Here is a 20997-nt window from a genome sequence, read left to right as displayed (position 1 = left end):
GGTCAGTTCGCCTTCTGGGCGATCTGCGCCGCTTTCGTCAATTGTGTCACCAGCCGGGCACGCTCGGCTTCTTCCAGGTCGATGATGCTTTGGCGTCGACTCAGGTATTCATCTGATCGTTTGTCCGGTATCTCTTGGTTCAGTGCCTGGGTCTGCTGCTGGGCCATATCATCGATCGTGTGGAAGGGCTCCGGATAGTTGCGGGCCAGGTAGGCTATCCAGAAGTCTTCCATTTCCAGCGCCGTCTGTTGCGCCTGGGTCAGGCCGATTTCCATCAGTGTGTTGCGAGCCTGCGTGATATCGGCGGCGGCGACCCACTCTTCCACGGAGTACAGCATTTCTTCCCGCTGAATGGGCAGGTCGAAGTCCCGGCGCAGCTTGAGTCGATAGTAGAGCTTCACTTCGGCGTCGTCGGGGTCGATGCGCGATTGGCGCAGGCGCTCAATATGATTTTCTGCCAAACGGTCCACATGCCGCAGGTAGAACAGGCTCTTGGCCAGGGCCAGCAGTTCCCGGTCGGCCTGGCGGCTGCCGGGTTGGTTTTTGGCCCTGTGCACTTTGTGTTCGATCTCCATGTCAATGAAGGTCAGCAGCGCACCGTCACCACAGGTGCCGGCAACGTAGGTGTTGAGAAACACATTGTTGCGCAGCTCGGTGGACTTGCCCATGGCGTCCAGCAGGCGCCACACCCGGTCGGTCAGGGCCTGGCGCGTCGTATTGTTGTGGGTGTAGGCATACGAGTGTGTGAGGTCACGCAGCACACGGAAGGCATCATCGGGACTGGTTTCTTCATGCTGCTTGAGTTGCTCCCACAGTTGCTTGCGCGCCTCGTGATGAGAGGAGGCAACGCTGGCGAGCCAGGGGCTGACATCCGCAGCACCCGGTGGTACGTGGTCGATACCCGGCAAGGCGCCACCCAGGATGATTCCGGTGCGCGTGCGGTAGTCCCTGATCCGGGTCAGGGTCGCCTCATTCAAAGGGTTGTCGTGCAAAACAGTGTGCTGGTTCAGCGGCCCCAGGCGCACATCCGTGTACACCGCCTCGGGCAGCGTGGTGATGCGGTTCTCCTGCAGCAGTAGATGTTCCAGGTTGAACAGCGTCTCGGCGCCGGCGGGCCAATGTTCAATTCCGGTGTTGCGCAGTGTCAGAACGCGCAGGTTGTTCATGCCGGTGACGTTGGGTGTCATGCCCAAGGGGTTTGCGTCCAGGTAGAGCCCCTGGAGCGTTGTCATTGCGTTCAGGCGTGAGCGGGCCTGGGGGGTGAGAACGATGTTGTTGTCGGTCAGATCGAGATTCTCCAGATGAGCCATGTTGGTGACGCTAGTGGGTAATGCGCTGAGGCCGCAATCGAGCTTCAGGTACGTCAAGTTGGCGAACTTGCTCAGGAACGCATTGCCGGTCAGCGGAAAAGCATCGCTGCCGATTCGCAAGTATTTAATGTGCTCAAACCCACGGGTGCCCAGGATAAAGTCCGCGTTAGGCAGTTCGTTACCGTCCATTTGCAGCACCAGACAGTGCACGTCAAATACGCCGTCGATGTAGGTCTGGCGCGTTTCTTGGCGCCAGGCCTTGCGAATTTGCTGGGCCAGGTAGCGACGCCGACCAAGGTTGAGCCCGGCGAGGTCCAGCGCGTCAATGGCGTAACGGGCCTCCGCCCAGCGAGTCAGGCCGTAGTCGAGCGTCTGGTACTCAGCCTTGCGCCGGTCCAACTCGATCAATGCCGCCGCTTCGTTACCCAAGGAGCGAATCAGATCATCGGCCTGGCCGCGGGTATAGCTGGGGTAGAGTTCCTGGACTTTGCTGAACAGGTCGACGGGTTGGCGCATTGTAAATGGCCACAGCGCGCGCATGTTGAACGGGTAGGCGGTGAAGCTGCTGTCGACGCGCATCGGTGGTTGCAGCCACGGTGGGATGTGCGGCAGGTCGAGCAGGGTTTTGATTGCCACGCGCTGGCCCAGGGCAAGGTCGGCGATGGCGTATTGCAGCGGGGTGACGTCCAGCCCATCGACGATACCCAGGGCGGTGCATTCGAGGGGGCTGAACAAAAGCGACAGTGCGCTCAACAAATCCTGGCCCGCATCCGCTGGGTCATTGAGCACGCGCCCGGCGCTGTCGTAGGCCAGGTAACCGTCATCACGCCGGGCCAGTACGCGGCGTCGCTCGCCATTCGGATGGCCGGCGCTTTCCAGCAGCTCGCCCTTGGTGTCGCCTCCACGGATATCCACACGCAGGTCTGCGGGCCAGCCGGGCACGGACTTGAGCAGGTGCAGGGTGATCTTCTCGCTGTCGGGGTTGCCCAGGGCATTGAGGTACAAGCCTTCATAGGCGCGGTTCAGGCGAACATCATTGGCGGTGAGTCGTGCCTGCTCGGCCAGGCGCAAGCCCACTTGGTTGTGGTCTTGCAATTGCTTGCATTCACGCGGGGTGGCGTGCTCCAGGATGGCCCTCACTGCGCTGCCGGGCAGGTCGGGATGATGAGCCTTGAAGCGGCGCTCCAGCGGCGTGCCGCTTTGCTCGCTCTGGGCATACAGCGTCTCGAACAACTGTGCGCGTTCCCGGTACGCATGTTCGGCAACCTTCTTGGCAAGTTTGAACAGGCGTTCTTCCTGAGTGCTCGGCAACTCGCCGAGTATGGCGCGGGTGACGGTGTTGTTCAGGGCGATGTTTTCCAACGGTTCTGCACCGCGGCTTTGCTCTTCGGTTATCCGAATGTATTCGGCATCGGCCCGGCGGCTGGAAGGGTACTGGCGCAATACCTTGCCGTCGGCGTCGACAATTTCCAGGGCGTGGCTGTTGGGCCAGCCGGCCAGTGCGGTGACCAGCAGCAGTTGCAGGGAAGGCCGGGCATTGCGGTTGATCGGGAAGGTGGTCATCGCCTCGATAAACAGCAGGATGTCGCGCTCGATCCGAAAACGCTTGCTGGTGTCTGCCAACAACGGCGGCGGTGGCAGGTTCGCGCTGTGTACTTCACGCAAGGCCCGGGGCGGTGTGTCGGTGATCTTGAGGATGCGGCTGGCGGTGACCTGGTCGACGTTGTAGTCGCCGGGGCCCAGGCGCGAGAACAGGCGGTGGTCATCCCAGCCCATCGGGTTTTCAACGGCCAGGCGCCAGGCGCCGTGGTGGTTGTGTTCAAGCAGGGGGGTGTCGACGCCGATTTTCTCCGGGTGCTGGAGCCGCCATTTGAGCCGCCTGTTGTCAAACGTGATTGCGTACACGGAGCCGGCGAGAGCCAGTAGTTGCTGGCCGTCCTGTTCGTACACACCTTGTGCATTGGGGCGCAGTTCGGTGGGGAGCACGGTGCCCAATTGGTACTGCCCCAAGGAGCGGTCCAGCAAAGTCACGTAACCCTCGGGGCTGCGTTGGGCACTCATCACGTCGCCCAGGGTCTTGCGCAGGCCCTGGGCATCCACTGGTGAGTTCATGCCCATTTTCAGACGTTCGTGGGGGTGCAGCACCGAGCCGATAGCCAGGTAGAAACTGTCGTGGTCGGGACTGACCGGGATCTCCCCGGACCGGTGGTCATAGGCGCGGTAGCGTCCATTGCCGTAGTACAACAACTCGACGGTTGTGTCCTCCGGCCCACTGGGGACGAAGCGGTCGATGGCCGGGCCGCTGGATATATCGGTAACGACGAACTTTCGTGCAACCCGCGAGGCCAGGAGGCTGGAGGCAAACTCGCGGGCCCACAGGTCGGTGTCCGGGTTGAACGCCCGAGGGTGGTACAAACCGTCGATCACCTGGTCTATTCGCATGGCAGTGCGGTGGTGATCAAGGTGTTCACGCACCCTGTCAGGCAGGCTGGCATCGCTCAGAAAACGCAATTGCTGGGAGTCATCCAACGGCGTTTGCTTGAGCAATTGGTCCAGTTGAATCGGGGTCAGGGGCGAGAACAGCGCGGTCATTTTTTTCAGCAGCGGCGTGACTTCCACCGACGGCTCTCCCACCTTGAGTGGCACAAAATGCCTGGCCTCGTCGGTAATGGGCACATCGAGTCGAGAGTGATCAGCGTAACGTGTCAGGGCGCTGAACACCGCCAGTCTTTCGGCTTGCGCCTTTTGGCTGATTAACAAGCGCAGGCGGGCGATACGCTGGGCTTCGGTGAAATTCGGGCTGCCCTCGCGGCCCAGGGTCGAGTCGCCCGGCAGTTGCCGCAGAATCAGTTCGAACAGGTGTTCCTGGGGCGGCACGGTGGTGTCCGCAGCATCCAGGCTTACGTAGGTGCCATCGTCACGGCGCTTGACGCTGAGGACATGGCCGCCATTGGCCTGATGTGGCGTGGCGGCATAGGTTTCGATGTAGCGACTCTGCGCGTCATGTACCTGGATTTGCGTGTTCACCGGCCAGCCGGGCAATTGGGTCAGCAGGCACAGGACAATCCGGTCGCCATGGGGTGGCATATGACCACGTCGGTGAAAGTCCCGGCTCAGCTGGGTAAGCAGTTGGTCGGCCTGCAACCGCCTGACACCTTCGGTGAGGTTGAGGGGCGTGGGGGCGCCGGCCCAGATGCGGTCGAGCGTCTCGCGGGATGGCGCGGTGCTGAGCAGCATGTGGGCCATGTCCGCCTGGGGGACGGCGGGTGACCCATTGGGCAGCATGCGTTCGGTCAGTTCAATATCCGAGAGGGTGTGGGCGTTGTTCAAATCCAGCACCCAAGCCTGGGACGGGGGGTCGAACACGATGGGCGGCGCGTAGTGCGCACCGTTGGCTTGCTTGAGCACAAAGCGCATCGACTTTTCGTCGAAGGTGACTTCCATCACCCATTGATTTTCGCCTTGGCGCAGCCACACGTATTGTTTGCCATTGACCGCATACACGCCCTGAGCGTTGGCGGTCTGGCCGTTGAGCAGGTTCTGGTCGAGGATGGCATAGGCGCTGATGTCCGGTTTCCAGATCACCGCGTCGCCGTTTGTGCCCGTGACTTTGCGCGGGCTGCCCAGACGGCGCAGCAGACCTTCGATACGTTGGCGGTGGACGCGGCCCGCGGTGGAGGTCAACTGGCCGTTGACGGCCATGTCCATCACATCGGCCAGGGCGCTGGCGAACTGGCTGGCTTCACCTTTGGCCGCTTCGTTGATGCCAATGACCACGCTGTAGGTCAGGCTGCCGAACACCGCCACTTGCATCACCCGGTTCAACCCGGTAACCCCGCCTGGCATCGGCGTGAGCAGCAGTTGCAGGACTTCATCGGCAATCGCGGCAACGCCGTCGACCAGCGCTTGCTGGTCGCGCTCGGAGCGGCGGGTGGCGAGGGTAGCGAGGTTGGCCTGGTAGCGTTGCACGTGGCGATAGGTAAGGGCTTGCACCAGGTTTTCCGCGCGCCCGTGCTTGGGGTCCGGGGTGAAGCGCAGGCTGTCCAGACTTTGCTCGGGGAACCAACGGTGGAACGTGTCGTACAGCCAACCCGCCACCGGGCTCAGGCCGGTAGGACGTTGTTCGTGTCTGCTCAGACGTTTGAAATCGTGCATCTCGGGCATCGGCAATTGGCGGGCGAACCAGCCCAGGTCATGCTCGCGATGGCTGGTCTTGAGCTGCTCGAGGAAGTGTTCGGCAGCGCTCTTTGCATCATCGTGATAACGCAGGGCGCCGCCGGGGCGGAAGGGGAAATAGGACAGCACGCCAAGGCTGCCCACTTTGATCAACAGCAAGGGGATGGGTGTCGTACTGCCTGAGGGCACGAACGGCACTGCCGGCAACAGGGTAACCCCGGTACTCATGCCCAGGGTTTCAAAATCAAGCGCGGGGCCGCTGCCGTCGATGGATTTGGTGAATTGCTCGTAAAGCGCCAGGGTGACGCCGGTGTTGGCGCGGTTGCGATAGGCTTCCAGCGCTTCGAACTGCAGGCAGGCCCGCGCGCTGGTTGCCAGCAAGGATTCCAGCTTGCCGTTTTTACCCAGCTCTTTTTGCAGCAGGGTGTGCAGTTGTCCACCCAGGTCCAGGTCGCGGCTGATCGCGACAAACTGTGTGACCGTCAGGTTTTTTGCTCCGCTCAGGTAGGACGCATGCACAAAACTGTGGCCTGACTGCTGTGGTACGCCCGTGGCGAAGTCGAAGTTGAGGCAGGCCGCCTCCCACAACGACAGCGTCGAGAGATGGGAGCGGTATTTCCACTCATCGTAGGCACGGCGAAAACGTTTCTGCAGGCGTTTGAGGCCCAAGCCGCTGGGACGAGGTTCCCATGGCAGCGGAGGTTCAAGTTTTTCCAGGTAGCGGGTAAGCAGGAAGATCTGCTCGGGGTCTTGGCCGTCCAGTCTCGCACGAAGTTGTGCCACGCCACGGATCTTGAATCGCTTGATGAGTTTGTTGTTCTGTTTCTCGACGGCATCCAGCGCGGCATGGGCGGCACGTTGCAGCCGAACGTAAGTGCGTTGCTGGGCCGGCGTCAGGCTGGCCATCGCCTGGGCGAGAATCTCGCGAATCAACGCCAGGCTTTGTTGGCGTGCCCAGGCTTCGCTGGACTGCAATTTGCCGGACAGGCCATTGAGTGATCGATCGTTAGGCATGGTGACCCTCTCCTTTCACTGGGTAAGTGGAAGGCAGATGGAATCACCCCGTGCCTGTGGCTGGGCGCTACCTATTTAGCGCAGGCGCGGGTGCTGGCGCGCGTTGGTTCAGGCGCTTGTTGAACTCCAGCCAGGCGGCCAATCCGGCCATCAATATCGCGCCCGCGGTGGCGGTCAGCAGTTGCATGGTCAACGCGTCGCCCATGATCGCATTGAGCATGTCAGCCAACGGGGCGAGCACCACGCCGAGGCAAAACACTTCCAGCGAGTAGCGGCCCATCTGGCAGACGTGTCCGGCCAGCCAATTGCGGGTCCAGCCGGCGCCAGGCAATAGCTTGGCGGTGACATACGCCAGCGCGAGGAAGTGCACCAGGCGCACCGGAGACAGGTCCGTCTTGCTGATGGGGTAGATCAGTTCGCTGATCAGGTAGGGCATGACCGCATCGTGGATTTCTGGCCAGCGCCAGGACACCGTGATCACCCCGGCCACCACGACGTAGAGTGCGGCAGCGATGAACAGCGGCTGACGGCTCAGCGGTCGGGTGTCCACTGGACGTTCTTTGCTGCTGTAAAGCGCCGCCGCGCCGCCGAGCACGAACAGCAGTTGCCAGGTCACTGGGTTGAAGTACCAAACGCCATCGGCGATGGCGCGCAGGTTCCAGCCCATCCAAGGCGCCAGCAAATAGATTGTCGTGGACACGGCGACCACGGCCCACGCCTTGCGCAGCATCATCGGCAGCACCAGCGGCAAGCCTGCCAGCAGCACGATATACAGCGGCAACGGGTCCATCAGGTTGGGCTTGAAGCGCAACAACAACTCATCGGTGAGCGCCTGCTGTGGGTGGGTGACGAAGTGCGTCAGGCCCATCTCCGCGACGAGGTCGCGGGTTTCCACATGGCTGTTGGCGAAGAACACGATGCCCATCAGCATCGCCAGCAAGAAGATATGCACCACGTACAGCACCCAGGCGCGACGCAGGATTTTCAACGTGGCAAACCAGTAACCGTCACGTTGCAGAATCTTGCCGTAGGCCAGCACGGCGGCATAACCGGCGAGGAATACAAACACCTCCGCTGCATCGCTGAAACCGAAGTTACGCAAGGTGATCTGGCCGAGGGGGTTGTGGGGGACGTGATCCCAGAAAATGAAGATCAACGCCAGGCCCCGAAAAAAGTCGATGCGTGGGTCGCGTCCGTTCAGCATAGCAGCGGGCTCTTGAACAAAAGGTTTAGTAATGACAGGCGAATGCGCGTGATGTCGTACGCCGCACGTCGGGCGGGCGCAGGGTGGCGGTATTTGTAAGCAATTGCAAAGGCTGGGTATTACTGAATGTCTCAATGATTGATCAGGCGGACCTGTTAATTCTGACAGTAGACGAGCTTGAAGCACCGTGGTTTGCTGGGCTGGATCGTCGTAACAGGATAACGATATGCCCAGGCTGTGGAAGGGGTTCTCCAGCTACACGGTGATTGGTATCGCCAATACGGTGATCCATTGGCAGCTGTTTTTTGTGTTTCGCACGGCGTTTGAGCACAGCCAGACGGCGAGTAACTTCCTGGCGTTTTGCGTGGCCGCCTCCTTTTCGTTCTATGTGAGTGCCCTCTATACCTTTGCCTTGCCAGCCTCGTTGGGACGCTACCTGCAGTTCATGCTGTGCATGGGCGCTTTGAGCCTGGCGGTGGGGTGGCTGGCGGATCGCTGGCATTTGCCAGGGATTATCACCGTCGTGGTGTTTTCGCTGCTGAGCCTGGTGTGCGGTTTCCTGTTATCCCGGTTGATAGTGTTTCGCGGGAGCGGGCAATGAACCTTTCACTGATCGTGCCGGTGTTCAATGAAGATAAGGCTGTCGTCGGTTTTTACCATGCGGTGCGTCGGGAACCATCGTTGCAGGTGCACCGTGTTGAGATCGTATTCGTCAACGATGGCAGCGAGGTCCAGTAACGGCATGTGAATTTCCTTGTTCAGCGATGCCGTCGGTGGTCCGGTTCAGCGGGGGAGAGTGGTTGTACTCAGAACGCATCCATCAATAGCACTCTGCCTGGCTTGGCCTGGAGTGCGTTGATCTGTGGCACCAGCCGGGTGAAGTGTTCGGTCTGGCAATGGGTGTCGAGTGCGGCCTGGTCAGGCCATTGCTCGACAAACACAAAGTGCCCGGGGTCTTTTTGATCAATGAACAGATCGTAGGCGATGCACAGTGGTTCCTGGAGGGTTTTTTCCACCAGTTCGGCATACCACGCGCGCACCGTTTCCAAGTGCTCGGGCTCGATGAAATCTTCGGCGATGACTTTCAACACAGTGTGGCTCCTTAAGTTAAGCGGCGTTCACTTCTTGAGGCTCAAAACTATCGGCCCGCGCCATCTGCCACATCCGCGAGTAAAACTCGCCATTCACCTCGCCCGTCAGCAATTCCCCTGGCTTGAGGAACACATGCAGCTGCGAGAACAACTTGATCTCCGTTGCCGACATGCGCCGCACCAAATGCTTGGCCGACAGTTGCGAAGGGTGGTCCAGGCCGGCGGCGGCGAGCATCTCTGCCAGCGCCTTGAGGGTGCTGCGGTGGAAGTTGAATACGCGTTGGGCCTTATCTGGCACTACCAGTGCGCGTTGGCGCAGTGGGTCTTGCGTGGCGACACCGGTCGGGCATTTGTTGGTGTGGCAGCTTTGGGACTGGATGCAACCAATCGCAAACATAAAGCCACGCGCCGAGTTGGCCCAGTCGGCGCCGATGGCCAGGACGCTGGCGATATCGAATGCGCTGACGATCTTGCCGCTGGCGCCGAGCTTGATCTTGTCGCGCAGGTTCAGGCCCACCAAGGTGTTGTGCACAAACAGCAGGCCCTCACGCAGCGGCACGCCGATATGGTCGGTGAACTCGACAGGCGCGGCGCCGGTGCCGCCTTCCTTGCCGTCGACCACGATAAAGTCCGGGAGGATGCCGGTTTCGAGCATGGCCTTGGCAATGCCCATGAACTCCCACGGATGGCCCAGGCAAAACTTGAAACCCACCGGTTTACCGCCGGACAGCTCACGCAGTTGGGCGATGAAATGCATCATTTCGATAGGGGTGGAAAACGCGCTGTGGCGCGACGGTGAGATGCAGTCCTCGCCCATCATGATGCCGCGAGTCTCGGCGATTTCCTTGGTCACTTTGTGTTTGGGCAGGATCCCGCCATGGCCTGGCTTGGCGCCCTGGCTCATCTTGATTTCGATCATGCGCACTTGCGGGTCTTGCGCCTGCACCGCGAAGCGTTCCGGGTCGAAGCGGCCGTCGCTGGTGCGGCAGCCGAAGTAGCCGCTACCCAGTTCCCAGGTCAGGTCGCCGCCGTTTTCACGGTGGTAAGGGCTGATGCTGCCTTCACCGGTGTCATGGGCGAAATTGCCCAGTTTGGCGCCCTGGTTCAGCGCGCGAATCGCGTTGGCGCTCAACGAACCAAAGCTCATCGCCGAGATATTGAACACCGATGCCGAGTACGGCTGCTTGCATTGCGGACCGCCGACCATCACGCGAAACGCGCTGGGGTCGCTCAAGGGCGCCGGGCGCATGGAGTGCCCGATAAATTCAAAGCCCGACTGGTACACATCGATCAGCGTGCCGAAGGGTTTGTCCGCGCTTTCATTCTTGGCACGTGAATACACCAGCGAACGCTGCGCCCGGGAAAAGGGCAGGGCGTCGCTGTCGGACTCCAGCAGGTACTGGCGGATTTCCGGACGGATACCTTCCACCAGGTAGCGGATATTGCCCAGGATCGGGTAGTTACGACGCACGGCGTGGGGGCTTTGCAGCAGGTCGAAGATACCGATCAGACTCAACACGCCGGTGACCACGGTGATGGGCCACAGCCATTCGTGTTCAATAAACGGGAGGCTGGCAAGGGTGAAAATGACGCACACGGCGAAGAAGGCGTAGCGGCTTAACAAGGACAGGCTCATACGGTTTCCTTGGTTCGGACTCTGAGGTCGATCCGCCATTCTGCGCCTGTAAGGAAACCCTAGACAACCTGTGGGAATGTTCGGCATAGACGCTGCGAGCTTATCCTTATTGCAATCGGTTCTCGTTTGGGTGCATGATTTGTGTTACTGTATAACGCATGTTTCACAGCTAACCGCCCCGGAGGCCCTATGAAAACTGGAATCCATCCCGACTACCGTACCGTGCTGTTCCACGACACGGCCGCCGACGTGTTCTTCCTGATCGGCTCGACCGCCGACAGTGACCGTACTCACCAGCACAGCGACGGCAATACCTATCCCTACATCCCGCTGGACGTCTCCAGCGCCTCGCACCCCATCTACACCGGGCAGCAGCGCAAAACCCAGGTCGAAGGCCGGATCGCTGGTTTCAACAAGCGTTTTGCTTCGTTCGGCTCGAGCCCGAAAAAAACCGAGGTGTGACATAAACAGGCTCCACCCTGTTGCCTTGGCTGGAGCCATAGACGCCTACATGCCCCAGACTTTCGGCTTGCTGCCGTGATAGTCGATGATTCCCCTGACGACGTAGAGGTCTTTTGCGTCCTCCTTTCCGGTTTTTTCAACGGCTACACGCCATCGGCCACGGCCCGTTCCGGTATCCAGTTGAGGCAGATCGACATACGTGTAGTTGCCGATTTTTTTTCGGCTGACGCGGCCGGCTTGAATATCCTGAATGATCTCTTCGACTTTGGTTTTGGCATTGGCGGGCAGCAATGCCAGTTGCGCGTCTGCCAGCTCATCCAGTTTCACGATGTTGATCACCGCGTCGCTGGGCGCAGAGGGTTCTGGAACGCTCGGTGTTCCTGGTTTGCGCAGCGGTTTTTCAACTTTGTGTGTGGGGACCCGCGACGGCAGAAATTCCAAAGGCGTTGAAAACTGCGGGATGTTTTTTTCAAACGCCACGACGCTGATACTGTCGACGACTTTCAAGCCCGTATCCGCTGCGGTCGCGTCGCCATAAGACACGGCAATATAGGGAATACCGGCTTTTTTGAATTCATCTGAAAAGGACACGACCCCCAGCCTTTTGAGCAGTTCTTCTTGTTTGTCGATTCGAAACTGCTTCAATGCTTCTTGTATCTGTGGGGCAGTCAGTAAACGCTGCAGCGCATCCTCGGGCGTTATTCTTTTTTCGGACGCTATCTTTGCGAGTACGACTCGGCGTCCTTTTTCGTCCAGGAACGCATTGAGCGTTTCACTGCGCCAAGTGGATAGCTTGAACTTCTGGTCGAATTTCTTGAGGTTGTTCATCTGTTTCTGCGTGAAGGCATAGCCCACGAACTGCGCACCGGTGTCGTGATCGATAACGCTGAGCGACGCCCGGATGTGTTTTGAAAAGTCGTCGTTTTTTCCTATAAGCCTTTTTATTTTTATAAAGAGTTTTTCCATCTCCGCCGGGGAGAGCGTCAGGTAATTGGAGAGGAGCTCGGTGGTCTTGTTCAAGTGCAGGTAGATGTTTGTGTCGAACCTGAACTCCAATAGCGTGTTGCGTAATGCCGGCGTATGAGGCACGTCGTAGTCACCCGAAACGATACGACGAAAAGTGACTTCATCGATGCCTAGCCGCTCTATGGCTTGATCACGCAGTTTTTGTTTCTGCGAGCCGCTGAGCGCTTGGATAACTTCTGCGTAGTGTTGGTTTTCCGTAGAGGATGAATAGACACCGAGTGCTCTGATCAGGTCGTCATCCAGTTGCTGCTCGGCAGTGAATGGTCGCAGCGCACTCAACACCGGTCCTCCTCCCCGTGTCGTGCGTTCAAAGCGGGGCTTCCAACTTTTTGCGTCGCCGGGCACCACCATAAAGTCCGGTTTCAGGCCGAGTGGGTCTTTGACATAGCGCGCGCCATCCTCCACGTAGGACGGGTACAGGTAATAGCGACCGTCATCCGCTCGCATGGCAATGAATTGATTGTTGCGACTGTCTATAAAACTGGGCGCGCCCAGACTGCGCGACAACCTGTAGTGGTGAGTTTGTGCAAACGCCTCCACGTCAAACAGCGCGTCGACGTGATCAGGTAAGCGATACTCTGCGACGTTGACCCAGGCGGGGTCCAGTGGACGGATGGAGGTCTTGGCAACCTTGATGCTGGTGGCGCGCGCCCCTGCGCTTTTACCCAGCAGCCCCGGGATACTGCGCCCCAGCTTTTGGGCCCGACGTAGCCCCCCGATGACCGCGCGATGCAATAACGCATGCACGGTTTTGACCATCAGCAACTCCGTCAGGACGTCGGCAATTTCAAAACCATACACAAAGGCGTTCACCGCCGATTCCCATGCAATTTGTGCATTGCTGCGTGAGCGGTGGTCGGCATGTGCCAGTTGGAAGCCCAGTTGCGCCGAATACAGGAAGGCCTGCAAGTCACTGGCAATGAGGCTCAGGGTATAGCGATTCGCACTGCGGGTATCGTTGAAAATCCGCGCCAGCTCCTGGGCATCGCGAGTGGCCATCCGCCGGGTGAAATAGGCGCGCCATTGCGGTTTTGCCTTCAGCGTGTCCAGCTCCCCCAGTCCGGTCACCAGTTCGCGAAATGGCGCATTATCCGGGGCGTCTGGGGTATAGAGCACGCAGACGCCGCCTGCCTTGGTACCTTTTCGCTGAATGACCAGTACGCCGTTGATGACCTGGCCGCCGCGGCCCCCCTCCAAACCGCTGCCCATTACCAACAAGTGGGCCTCGATATCCAGCGTACTGACTTGGGGCCGAGTTGAAGGATCGGGGTAGTGAGTTATTGCATGTATCCAGTCCAACCCACTGCCTGGGGTCTTGAATGTAAACAGGTCGGAAATCGCAGGATTCAAGCGGCTTTCAAGCGCCTCCTTGCGCATTCTTGCCGCATTCGCCCGCTGCCACGCGGTGGCAAAAACGCGTCCATCGCCGCGTGGTGAAAACGCTGAGCGGAGGTACTCGTCGTATGTTTTACCGATGTCGGCCTCGTGGGCGAGCGTGCGTAAATCGGCATCATTGAGCCTGCCGACCCTCGCTCCGGTACGGTCGAAAAGCTCGGCGGTGGCGGTGATTGTCCTGTGTACTTCATGCAGCGACCAAGGGTCTACATTACGTCGCGCGTAACTTGCCAGCGTGCGCAAGTCCACGACGCGTTTAGTTCTCCATCTGCCCTTTGTCAGTACTTGCTCGTGCAAAAAGAGCGGTACATCGATGTTCGGGTCTTCGCTGATGTAAACCGTCTCGGCGCTTTCATCGCGATACCCCGTCACCTCGACGTCTGCTGACGATGTGACGCGCAGCCTGACCAGGCTTAGATAGGGGGCGAGGTCGGCATGGGCATATTCCGGCTTTTGTCGTTTCAGTACCCTGCTGACTTCATCTTCTGAAAAAGTGACCAGTGACAGAATCTTCTCAAGCAGGGGGACGAGCGTGTCATTGCTTTCAATCATTGCCGCTTCATAGCGCCGATACTGTTCCTGGTCCTGTGGGTTGGCAGCTTTCAACCACCCCGGCTCGTGCGGCCTGACCAGCTGCAGATTGCGCGCCGCAAGGGCAGTGGCGGTATCCAACTGCGGGGCCAGGTGTGCGGCTTGCTCCAATTCGCCGCTTACCGGAAGTATCGACTTACGCAAGAGCGCCCGGGTATTGAAGTATTGCCGCACCCGCAGCGAGCGGACGCTGTCTGCAATCACATCGGCCTCGATGACGGGTGGATCGGCAGCCAACACAGGGGCGTCGTTGGCGGTCTGGCGTGCGGTCGCCGGCAGGGCGGCAGCCAGCAGCTTGCCTGCCGATGCGTTTTCACGCAGTCGGGCCGCCACGCGCTGATTCAATTGCGTCAGGTTGTCGTATTCTTCGAACCCCTCGCCGGGGGTATAGAGCAGCACGGGATCGGCGGTGTTGCTGATGATGAACGCCGCGGCGAACTGACTGCCGTCCGCCAGCGCCAGTCGGCATACGCTGGGCCGTTGCAAGGGAAGGAACACTTTTTCACGTGCTGCCGCCGTCGGGTATTTCAACACGTTGTCTGCCAGCGTTCGCCCTGCCGCCGACAGCGTACCGTCTACCGTGTGCAATGCCAGTTGATGGGCCAGCACTTGTCGGCGCAAGGCAATCAGGCGATCTTCGACGTTGGGCTGAGCGTTTTTTCGATCCCGCCAAAACGCGTTGAGCTTCACCGTTAAGGCGACTTCCATTGCGCTGGCCAAGCTTTCTATGGGGGCGGCCACAGAGAGACGCTTGTCCGCATCCAGTGTCTGTGCCTCCCGATAGAAGGCGCCGGTCTCTTCGGTAAGGTAGGCGTTGGCGTCCGGCGTACGTAAGCGGTTAAGCAGCGAGCCAAAGGGTTCACTGCTCAGTAACTGTGTTTGGCTTTGCGCTGCTTCACGGTAGCGGGTGTAGAAAATTCGATTGGGATTGATAGGGCGCACCAGCTCGGGAAACATCGCGGCCAGTTGCAGTTGGTACACCGTCTCCATGCTGGGCTGTTGCTGCAGCAGCTCATCGGTTTGGGTATTTAGCCTGCTCAGTGCGTGAATAAAGTGTGCCTGTTGCTCGTCTGCGCTCAGGCTCGCTGGCGGCACGATGGGCAGGGTCACCGGCAAGGAAAGGTCATGTGTCGCGTTGCCGGCCTGGAGCGGCTTAGGGTCGTCATTGTGTGGCGGTTGAAGGGGCATTTGCATGAAGGTACTCGCATAAGGGAGCCTGGGTGCTGCAGGCCCCAATGACTGGGAGTGCCGAGTCTGGGGTTGGCGCACGGGCGCCTGGCGGTGCATGTATGTGCGGAATTGAAACGCTCGATAAACGCTGCCCCTTCGGTTGATTGCAGCGGATGTGCGTGGGATCCTTGGCGACTTTTCCCAGGCGTTGATGTCATGTCCACTACAATTCGTATTGCCGCTGCCCTGCTGATCGGCAGCGATGGCCAGACCCTGCTGGTGCGCAAGCGCGGCACCCAGGCGTTCATGCAACCGGGCGGCAAGATCGATGCTGGAGAACAACCCGCCGAAGCCCTGGCCCGTGAGCTGCACGAAGAACTCAATTTGCGTATCGACCCCGATGCCGCCGTTTACCTCGGCAAGTTTTCCGCACCGGCCGTTAATGAACCGGGTTTTACCGTGGAGGCCGAATTGTTCCAGGTGAACATCGACGTCACTGTGAGCCCGGCTGCCGAAATCGAGGAAGTGCGCTGGATCGACCCGGCGGGTGACGGCGGTTTGCAGTTGGCGCCGTTGACACGGGATTTGATCCTGCCGTTTTATCGTGAATCGCAGACGGCATGATCATTCGCACGCTGGGTGCCGACGACGCCACGGCCTACCGGGCATTGATGCTTGAGGCCTATGGTGTCTATCCCCAGGCGTTTACCTCCAGCGTGGCCGAGCGTGCGGCGATGCCGTTGAGTTGGTGGGAAAACCGTCTCACAACCCCCTTGGACCAGTTGCTCGGCGCGTTTCACGGGGATGAACTGGCTGGCATCGTCGGCCTGGCGTTTGAAGGTCGGGAAAAGGCACGGCACAAGGTGACGTTGTTCGGCATGTACGTAAATGCCGCTCATCAGCAACAGGGCTTGGGCCGCAAGCTGGTCGAGGCCGCGTTGGGCGAGGCGCGCAAACAGCCGCGCCTCAAGTTGATCCAACTGACGGTCACCGCTGGTAATGACGCTGCCTTTGCGCTGTACCAACGCTGCGGTTTTATCCAATACGGCCTGGAACCGCTGGCCGTGCGGGTGGGGGTCGAGTATTTCGACAAGATCCACATGTGGCGCGAATTGCGGGACCCGTGATATCCAAGGTGGGAGGGGGGATCAGCGCACGGCGCTGACACCATCCAGCGTGGAAAACGACGTGTCCTTGGCCGTCAGCAAGAAATCGCGCATATACGGCGCATCCAGCATGTCCGCGCGAATCCCCGCATACAGCGTTGCAAACAAACCTTTCTCGCCCAAGCGCTTGGCCTTCACATAGCCGCGCGAGCTGTATTCATGCAGCGCCCAATGCGGCATACCGCAGACGCCACGGCCGCTCGCCACCAGTTGCATCATCATCACCGTCAGCTCTGACGTGCGCACTTGCGCCGGTTCCACGTCGGCCGGCTCCAGGAAACGGGTGAAGATATCCAGCCGGTCACGTTCCACCGGATAGGTGATCAGGGTTTCGCTCAGCAGGTCTTCCGGCACGATGTACGCCTTGTTCGCCAGCGCGTGCTGGTTGGCCACCGCCAACATCGCTTCGTAGGTGAACAGCGGCACATAGGTGATGCCCGGCAGTTCCAGCGGGTCGGAAGTCACTACCAGGTCCAGGTCGCCACGGGCCAGCGCCGGCAGCGGGGCGAAGGCGAAGCCGGAGGCCAGGTCCAGTTCGACTTCCGGCCAGGCGTCGCGGAACTGGTCGATGGTCGGCATCAACCACTGGAAACAGCTGTGGCATTCAATGGCCATGTGTAAACGCCCGGCAGTGCCGCCGGCCAACCGTGCGATATCGCGCTCGGCGCCGCGCAGCAAGGGCAGGGTGGCATCGGCCAATTGCAGCAGGCGCAGCCCGGCGCTGGTGAAGCGCAACGGTTTGGTCTTGCGCACGAACAGCGGCATGCCCAGGCGCTCTTCCAGCTCCTTGAACTGGTGGGACAGTGCCGACTGCGTCAGGTGCAAGCGCTCGGCGGCTTCCACCAGGCTGTCGGCTTCGCGCAGGGCGTGCAGGGTCTTGAGATGGCGGATTTCGAGCACGGGCTCTCCATGAAGACAATTTGTGAAGAAGAGGAATGGCGTGAGTTTGTCTCATGTTGCAGATTGTGTCGACCATGACCGCTGAGCACTCTTCATCAAACTGTCATCGAACTGTGGCAGCGCGCTTGAACAAACTTCATCAGACTCGCGCTCTACTGGGGTTCTGCGTTTCGGTGTTTTTTCATGCGCGTGTTGCTTTTACTGGCCGCTCTATTGTTCGGCCTGCCGTCCTTTGCGGCTTCTCGATGTGATGTCAATGTCCCGACCCAAACGGTCGACCTGGCCCAGGTGAGCATCGCCTACCAGAGTATCGGCCGTGCGTCCGACCCTGCCTTGTTGCTGGTGATGGGCCTGGGTGGACAGTTGATCCACTGGCCGGACGAAGTGGTCGTCGCCCTGTGCCAACAGGGTTTTCGGGTGATCCGCTATGACAACCGCGACGTCGGCCTGTCCAGCTGGCGCCAGGCGCCGGCCAGTGCCAACCTGACGTTTGAAGTGCTGCGCTACAAGCTCGGCCTGCCGGTGTCGGCGCCTTACACCCTGACCGATATGGCCGACGACGCCCTGGGCCTGATGGATGCGTTGCAGATCCGGCAATTTCACGTGCTGGGCGCAAGCATGGGCGGCATGATCGCTCAACACCTGGCCGCCATGGCGCCGCAACGCGTGGAGAGCCTCACCCTGATCATGACCAGCTCCGGCGCCGAAGGCCTGCCGGCCCCGACTGCGGCATTGGTGCAGTTACTGGCGCGGCGCAGCGCACCCAATCGCGAGGTGGCGCTGGAACAGCAAGCCGATCTGCTGGCCGCGTTGGGCAGCCCAAACGTGAAGGATGATCGCCAAGCCCTGTTGCAACAGGCGGCACAGTCCTATGACCGCGCCTTCAACCCGGACGGCGTAAAGCGCCAGATCATGGCGATCCTCGCCGAACCGAGCCGCGTGCCGTTGCTCAACCAACTGCGCGTACCGACCCTGGTCGTACACGGCACTGCCGACCCGCTGTTGCCGGTGATGCACGGCGTGCACCTGGCGGCGCATATCCAGGGCAGCCAGTTGAAGTTGATTCCCGGCATGGCCCATCGTTTCCAGGAGGCCTTCAAGGCACCGTTGCTCACGGCGGTGTTGCCGTACCTGCAAGCCCATCGCGAAGACGCGGCCCACTGGGCGCAGATTGACCTGGGCGAGCCTTCGAAGGTGCTGTGACATTGGTGTATCGTGCAACCTTTGCAGCAGCGAGGTTGCCCACCATGAGTACTCCCCTGAAAATCGATTTCGTCAGCGACGTGTCTTGCCCCTGGTGCATCATCGGCCTGCGCGGCTTGACCGAAGCCCTCGACCAACTCGGCGCCGAAGTCCAGGCCGAGATCCATTTCCAGCCGTTCGAATTGAACCCGAACATGCCCGCCGAAGGGCAAAACATCGTCGAACACATCACCGAAAAATACGGCTCCACCGCTGAGGAATCCCAGGCTAACCGTGCGCGTATCCGCGACATGGGCGCCGAGTTGGGCTTTGCCTTCCGCACGGATGGCCAAAGCCGTATCTACAACACCTTTGACGCGCACCGCCTGTTGCATTGGGCCGGGTTGGAAGGCTTGCAGTACAACCTCAAGGAAGCACTGTTCAAGGCGTATTTCAGCGACGGCCAGGACCCTTCCGACCACGCGACGTTGGCGATCATCGCCGAAAGCGTCGGGTTGGACTTGAAGCGTGCAGCCGAGATTCTCGCCTCCGACGAATACGCCGCCGAAGTGCGTGAGCAGGAGCAGCTGTGGGTGTCCCGTGGTGTGAGCTCGGTGCCGACCATTGTGTTCAACGACCAGTACGCCGTGAGCGGCGGCCAGCCGGCCGAGGCGTTCGTGGGGGCGATTCGGCAGATTATCAACGACGCAAAATCCTGAAGCCGACCACGGTTTGTAATGTGTGTGGGCTTTTTGTGGGAGGGGGCTTGCCCCCGATGGCGGTGGGTCAGTTGATAAAGCTTTGACTGACACACTGTCATCGGGGGCAAGTCGAATCGTCGCACCGCCCCTCCCACATTTGCCCTGCATGGGTCTTGAGATAAGTGCTGGCCCGTCCCTTGCATTGCCCCCTTAAAGCCTAAGGGGAACACCGCCTTGAACATCCTTGACCTCGACCACAGCCTCACCGGCCAGGCGCCGATTGCCCGGCGGTTGGCCAGCGGCCGGGCCACGCGCCTCGACCTGTTGGACCTGGGCCCTAGGCTGCGCCTGTGGTCCACCGAAAAAACCTGGAAGACCTTCGCCGAACGCCTGGCCAAGCGGCCGCGGCCAGTGGATGCGCGGCCGGAAATCCTGTTTGTCGGCTCCGGTGACTATCACCATCTCACCCCGGCGTTCCTTGCCGACCTTAAAGAACCGATCAGCCTGATCCACTTCGACAACCACCCCGACTGGGTACGCTTTGCACCCAAGCGTCACTGCGGTTCGTGGGTCAACCGGGCGTTGAAGATGCCGGCGATCAAACGCATCGTCACCCTGGGCCCGTGCAGCGATGACCTGCATAACCCGCAACTGCGCGGCGGCAACCTGGGGGCGCTCAAGCGCGGGCATTTGCAGCTGTTTCCCTGGCAGCATCCGCCGTCGAAAGTCTGGGGCCGGGTAGGGGATGGCGCCGGTCACCAGCAGCAGGAAAACCACCTGCACTGGCGCAACCTGGCGCAGTTGGACTGGACGCATTTCCTCGATGAGATGATCACCAGCCTGCCCACTGAGGCCATCTGGATCACTATCGATAAAGACGTGCTGGCCAGTGAGGACGCGGCGACCAACTGGGACCAGGGTGGCATGCGCTTGACCCACTTGTTGCAAGCGCTACGAGCCCTGGCGGCGCGTAAACGCATCATCGGCATCGACGTGTGCGGCGAGTTCGCCACGCCGGCGTTCAGCAACGCGTTCAAGCGCTGGGAGGCCAAGTCCGACCAGCCGCCCCCCGAACGTTGGAGCGCCGAAGATTTGCAGCGCAATGCCGCCACCAATGAAGCCCTGATCGACCTGTTTGAGGAGCTGTTCCCGTGACCCTGACCGTGGTGTTGCTGGTGGCCTTTTCCATCGTGCTCGATGTGATTGGCCAGTTGTGTTTCAAGCTCGGCCTGGACCGCTTGCCGGAGCTGGAAGGCGGCTTTCGCCTGAATGCGTTCTGGGGCCAGGTGTTCAATGCGCCGTTGTTGTGGGCCGGGATCGGCGCCTACGCAGTGGAGTTTTTCGTGTGGCTCGAAGCCCTGTCCCGTGCACCGCTGAGCCTGTTGTTCCCAGCCGCTGCGCTGGCCTATTGCGGGGTGGTGTTGGCGGGCAAGGTGGTGCTGGGCGAAACCGTCAGCCGCCGCCGTTGGCTGGGTACGTTGGTGATTACGTTAGGGGTGATGCTGGTGGCGATTGCGGGGAGTCAGGCATGAGTACGCAGGGTTGGCTGCATGGGCGTTTGGGCACCGTGGTGCTGTGGGCTTTGTTGATCTGTACCGAAAGCGCCGGCCAGCTGTTTACCAAAGTGGCCGGGGATCAACTGGGGCAGATGGATTTCAACTGGCAATGGTTGGGTGATGTGGCGCGCAACCCAGGCATCCTGGCGGCGATTGCCAGCTACATCGGCGCATTTTTCGTGTGGATGCTGATCCTGCGGCGCAGCAGTCTGTCCCTGGCGTTTCCTCTGAGTTCGCTGGTGTTTGTGGTGGTGCTGCTGGGTTCGTGGCTGGGGCTGGGGGAACATATCAGCCCACTGCACTGGGTGGGAGTGGCGGTGATTATCGGTGGGATTGCCCTGTTGGCGGAGGGCGAAGAAAACTGATTCAGGCCTTGGAATGCATTCAACTGTGGGAGGGAGCTTGCCCTAATGCCAG

At 60.2% G+C, this 20997-nt stretch carries 15 protein-coding genes and 1 pseudogene; 10 read left to right on the top strand and 6 right to left on the bottom strand.

The annotated features are described in order from the left end of the window. Nucleotides 1-2: 2 nt before the first annotated feature. Both DYL61_RS25055 and DYL61_RS25050 read right to left on the bottom strand, forming a co-directional pair. Entirely contained in the window at nucleotides 3-6500 is a 6498-nt protein-coding gene (locus tag DYL61_RS25055; RefSeq protein ID WP_135310565.1) for an NEL-type E3 ubiquitin ligase domain-containing protein, read from the bottom strand. Between the two features lie 67 nt (nucleotides 6501-6567). After that, a complete protein-coding gene (locus DYL61_RS25050; protein WP_135310564.1) occupies nucleotides 6568-7704 on the bottom strand; it encodes an OpgC family protein in 1137 nt (378 codons plus the stop codon). Between the two features lie 226 nt (nucleotides 7705-7930). Here DYL61_RS25050 and DYL61_RS25045 point away from each other — a divergent pair, with 226 nt between their 5' ends. Together DYL61_RS25045 and DYL61_RS25040 are read left to right on the top strand one after the other, a co-directional pair. After that, on the top strand, nucleotides 7931-8305 hold the full coding sequence (locus tag DYL61_RS25045) for a GtrA family protein (protein WP_135310563.1): 375 nt from the start codon (nucleotides 7931-7933) through the stop codon (nucleotides 8303-8305). Further along, nucleotides 8302-8430 (top strand): annotated as a pseudogene (locus DYL61_RS25040) (glycosyltransferase); the annotation flags it as partial. The gene DYL61_RS25045 and the pseudogene DYL61_RS25040, both read left to right, overlap by 4 nt. 80 nt (nucleotides 8431-8510) lie before the next feature. Here DYL61_RS25040 and DYL61_RS25035 read toward each other — a convergent pair. Both DYL61_RS25035 and DYL61_RS25030 read right to left on the bottom strand, forming a co-directional pair. After that, entirely contained in the window at nucleotides 8511-8795 is a 285-nt protein-coding gene (locus DYL61_RS25035; RefSeq protein WP_135310561.1) for a putative quinol monooxygenase, read from the bottom strand. Nucleotides 8796-8811: 16 nt separating this feature from the next. After that, nucleotides 8812-10431, bottom strand: coding sequence for an FMN-binding glutamate synthase family protein (locus DYL61_RS25030; RefSeq protein ID WP_135310560.1), 1620 nt, complete (start codon nucleotides 10429-10431; stop codon nucleotides 8812-8814). A gap of 189 nt (nucleotides 10432-10620) precedes the next feature. Between DYL61_RS25030 and DYL61_RS25025 the strand changes: the two genes are divergently transcribed. After that, on the top strand, nucleotides 10621-10893 hold the full coding sequence (locus tag DYL61_RS25025; protein ID WP_135310559.1) for a type B 50S ribosomal protein L31: 273 nt from the start codon (nucleotides 10621-10623) through the stop codon (nucleotides 10891-10893). A gap of 45 nt (nucleotides 10894-10938) precedes the next feature. Here DYL61_RS25025 and DYL61_RS25020 read toward each other — a convergent pair whose 3' ends face one another. Next, nucleotides 10939-15099: a DUF6543 domain-containing protein gene (locus DYL61_RS25020; protein WP_135310558.1), complete on the bottom strand. Its 4161-nt coding sequence runs from the start codon at nucleotides 15097-15099 to the stop codon at nucleotides 10939-10941. A 192-nt stretch (nucleotides 15100-15291) separates the two neighbouring features. Here DYL61_RS25020 and DYL61_RS25015 point away from each other — a divergent pair, with 192 nt between their 5' ends. Continuing rightward, a complete protein-coding gene (locus tag DYL61_RS25015) occupies nucleotides 15292-15699 on the top strand; it encodes an NUDIX hydrolase (protein WP_135310557.1) in 408 nt (135 codons plus the stop codon). Further along, complete coding sequence (locus tag DYL61_RS25010) at nucleotides 15696-16202, top strand: GNAT family N-acetyltransferase (RefSeq protein ID WP_135310556.1); 507 nt, start codon at nucleotides 15696-15698, stop codon at nucleotides 16200-16202. Before DYL61_RS25015 ends, DYL61_RS25010 begins: the two co-directional genes overlap by 4 nt. A 21-nt stretch (nucleotides 16203-16223) precedes the next feature. On the opposite strand, the gene metR is transcribed toward DYL61_RS25010, so the two are convergent. Then, entirely contained in the window at nucleotides 16224-17141 is a 918-nt protein-coding gene (metR, locus tag DYL61_RS25005; protein ID WP_105696387.1) for a transcriptional regulator MetR, read from the bottom strand. Nucleotides 17142-17324: 183 nt separating this feature from the next. Between metR and DYL61_RS25000 the strand changes: the two genes are divergently transcribed. From DYL61_RS25000 to DYL61_RS24980, 5 genes are all read left to right on the top strand, one after another. Beyond that, nucleotides 17325-18344, top strand: coding sequence for an alpha/beta fold hydrolase (locus tag DYL61_RS25000; RefSeq protein ID WP_135310555.1), 1020 nt, complete (start codon nucleotides 17325-17327; stop codon nucleotides 18342-18344). 44 nt (nucleotides 18345-18388) lie between these two features. Next, on the top strand, nucleotides 18389-19042 hold the full coding sequence (locus DYL61_RS24995; RefSeq protein ID WP_135310554.1) for a DsbA family oxidoreductase: 654 nt from the start codon (nucleotides 18389-18391) through the stop codon (nucleotides 19040-19042). A gap of 216 nt (nucleotides 19043-19258) precedes the next feature. After that, complete coding sequence (locus DYL61_RS24990) at nucleotides 19259-20179, top strand: arginase family protein (protein WP_135310553.1); 921 nt, start codon at nucleotides 19259-19261, stop codon at nucleotides 20177-20179. Next, a complete protein-coding gene (locus tag DYL61_RS24985; RefSeq protein WP_135287622.1) occupies nucleotides 20176-20556 on the top strand; it encodes a DMT family transporter in 381 nt (126 codons plus the stop codon). Before DYL61_RS24990 ends, DYL61_RS24985 begins: the two co-directional genes overlap by 4 nt. Then, a complete protein-coding gene (locus DYL61_RS24980; RefSeq protein ID WP_135310552.1) occupies nucleotides 20553-20945 on the top strand; it encodes a DMT family transporter in 393 nt (130 codons plus the stop codon). Before DYL61_RS24985 ends, DYL61_RS24980 begins: the two co-directional genes overlap by 4 nt. Nucleotides 20946-20997 lie beyond the last annotated feature (52 nt).

It is taken from the genome of Pseudomonas nabeulensis, assembly GCF_004682045.1.
Classification (GTDB): Bacteria; Pseudomonadota; Gammaproteobacteria; order Pseudomonadales; family Pseudomonadaceae; genus Aquipseudomonas; species Aquipseudomonas nabeulensis.
Note: the sequence above shows the minus strand (reverse complement) of the source record. Positions and strands in the feature narration are given on the sequence as shown.

What these genes read in the sequence shown, in the direction of transcription:
- DYL61_RS25055 (WP_135310565.1), bottom strand. Translation starts at nt 6,500, where the DNA reads ATGCCTAACGATCGATCACTCAATGGCCTGTCCGGCAAATTGCAGTCC.
- DYL61_RS25050 (WP_135310564.1), bottom strand. Translation starts at nt 7,704, where the DNA reads ATGCTGAACGGACGCGACCCACGCATCGACTTTTTTCGGGGCCTGGCG.
- DYL61_RS25045 (WP_135310563.1), top strand. Translation starts at nt 7,931, where the DNA reads ATGCCCAGGCTGTGGAAGGGGTTCTCCAGCTACACGGTGATTGGTATC.
- DYL61_RS25030 (WP_135310560.1), bottom strand. Translation starts at nt 10,431, where the DNA reads ATGAGCCTGTCCTTGTTAAGCCGCTACGCCTTCTTCGCCGTGTGCGTC.
- DYL61_RS25025 (WP_135310559.1), top strand. Translation starts at nt 10,621, where the DNA reads ATGAAAACTGGAATCCATCCCGACTACCGTACCGTGCTGTTCCACGAC.
- DYL61_RS25020 (WP_135310558.1), bottom strand. Translation starts at nt 15,099, where the DNA reads ATGCAAATGCCCCTTCAACCGCCACACAATGACGACCCTAAGCCGCTC.
- DYL61_RS25015 (WP_135310557.1), top strand. Translation starts at nt 15,292, where the DNA reads ATGTCCACTACAATTCGTATTGCCGCTGCCCTGCTGATCGGCAGCGAT.
- DYL61_RS25010 (WP_135310556.1), top strand. Translation starts at nt 15,696, where the DNA reads ATGATCATTCGCACGCTGGGTGCCGACGACGCCACGGCCTACCGGGCA.
- DYL61_RS25000 (WP_135310555.1), top strand. Translation starts at nt 17,325, where the DNA reads ATGCGCGTGTTGCTTTTACTGGCCGCTCTATTGTTCGGCCTGCCGTCC.
- DYL61_RS24995 (WP_135310554.1), top strand. Translation starts at nt 18,389, where the DNA reads ATGAGTACTCCCCTGAAAATCGATTTCGTCAGCGACGTGTCTTGCCCC.
- DYL61_RS24980 (WP_135310552.1), top strand. Translation starts at nt 20,553, where the DNA reads ATGAGTACGCAGGGTTGGCTGCATGGGCGTTTGGGCACCGTGGTGCTG.